This is a genomic window from Moorena sp. SIO4E2, from assembly GCF_010671945.1.
GTDB classification, from domain to species: Bacteria; Cyanobacteriota; Cyanobacteriia; order Cyanobacteriales; family Coleofasciculaceae; genus Moorena; species Moorena producens.
In genome coordinates this window covers 1-1,357 of record NZ_JAAHIE010001244.1, presented here as the reverse complement: position 1 = coordinate 1,357, position 1,357 = coordinate 1, and the positions used below count along the sequence as shown (strand labels likewise).

Annotated in this window: 2 protein-coding genes; one reads left to right on the top strand and one right to left on the bottom strand. The window is 42.5% G+C overall.

Features of this window, described 5'->3' with window-relative positions; genetic code table 11:
• The coding region (locus tag F6K37_RS42600) for a hypothetical protein (RefSeq protein WP_353839150.1) at positions 1–520 on the top strand (520 nt) is incomplete at its 5' end.
• 191 nt (positions 521–711) lie between these two features.
• Here F6K37_RS42600 and F6K37_RS42595 read toward each other — a convergent pair.
• A complete protein-coding gene (locus tag F6K37_RS42595; protein WP_008184993.1) occupies positions 712–1,008 on the bottom strand; it encodes a hypothetical protein in 297 nt (98 codons plus the stop codon).
• Positions 1,009–1,357: the final 349 nt, after the last annotated feature.

Sequence of the window (1,357 nt, the reverse complement as noted above, 5' to 3'; positions counted from 1 at the left end):
AATACTATTCCGCAATAGTATTTTAATTATGATTGTCGGTACAACACAAGCTGCATCTCTGCTGGGTATATCATCTCAACGACTGCGGATGCTATTAAGTAAAGATCGCATCAAAGGAGCCAAAAAAGTTGGTCGGTTTTGGCAGATTCCATTATATGATGGTGTGCCAGTGGTCACCGAAGGTCGTAGGGGACCAAAAGGTACATGGAATCAGGAGAAGCATGTCGGAGCTACCTATATCCACGTTAATGAGGAAGCGTTAAAGAGCAATCACAAGAACCAGACATCTTTGCCAGTGTTTACTGTTAAACGGGGTGAGCGGACTCATTACTGTCATGAGGTAGAAATAGCAGGAGCCTGCCGACTGGTTTATCGACCATTACAAGCTGAGTCTATGAGTGATTCGGTGTGGCTCCAAGTTGAGCCTAATGTTCTAGTGACTACTAAAGTGTTTACTGGTAGTGAGAACCTCGACGATAAATTAGAGGAGTCTCAAGATAGCCTTGACGCAACAGTTTAATTAGTTAGTTAGATTAAGGCCATTGCTGAATCTTAGAATCAATAGGAGTAGAGTGGGCATCCTGCCCGCCCGAAAACATCCCCGAACGGGCAAGATGCCCATTCCACAAAACTATTAAAATCATTCCATTATTAAGCAAAGCCAAATTAAGAGCTATTTTTCAATAACTCTTGCTACCTATACCTTTAAGGTCAAGCTTGCATTAAAAAGCAACCGCCAAGATTCAACAAACCTGTAATCAAACCACCAATAATCACTCCTTTCATCAATTCCCATCGTCCTAGCAATCTTAGCACAACTAAGACTGGGATAACATAGACTAACTGAGCGATACCAATCATAGACAATATAATAAAATAAAACAGACCATCATAACCTGTAGAAAAGTGTAGATAAATACTTAAACAAATAATACCTATTACTAGATTGATCAAAATAACGACTAAACTGCCGATTACAATAGGATTTGCCTGATTACTGTTGCGCATATCACAAACCTCAAGAATGGTTTAGAGCAAGTCCGGTTAATCATTACTCATTAATAAGTTCTCAAATAGTACCAGGTTTTTGGTAATGGTTAATGGGTATAGCAGTACCCGATTGAGAACGGGTGTATCTCACTTTTGTAAATGTTGTATAGGGTGCGTGATAAGACGGGCTCGCCCTCATTTTCCCGGTCGCCAGTGTTGGGACAGCCCGACTGGGAATGAAACGGGCAAGATGCCCGTTCCACCAAGATGCCCGTTCCACCAAGATGCCCGTTCCACCAAGATGCCCGTTCCACCAAGATGCCCGTTCCACCAAGATGCCCGTTCCACCAAGATGCCCGTTCCACCA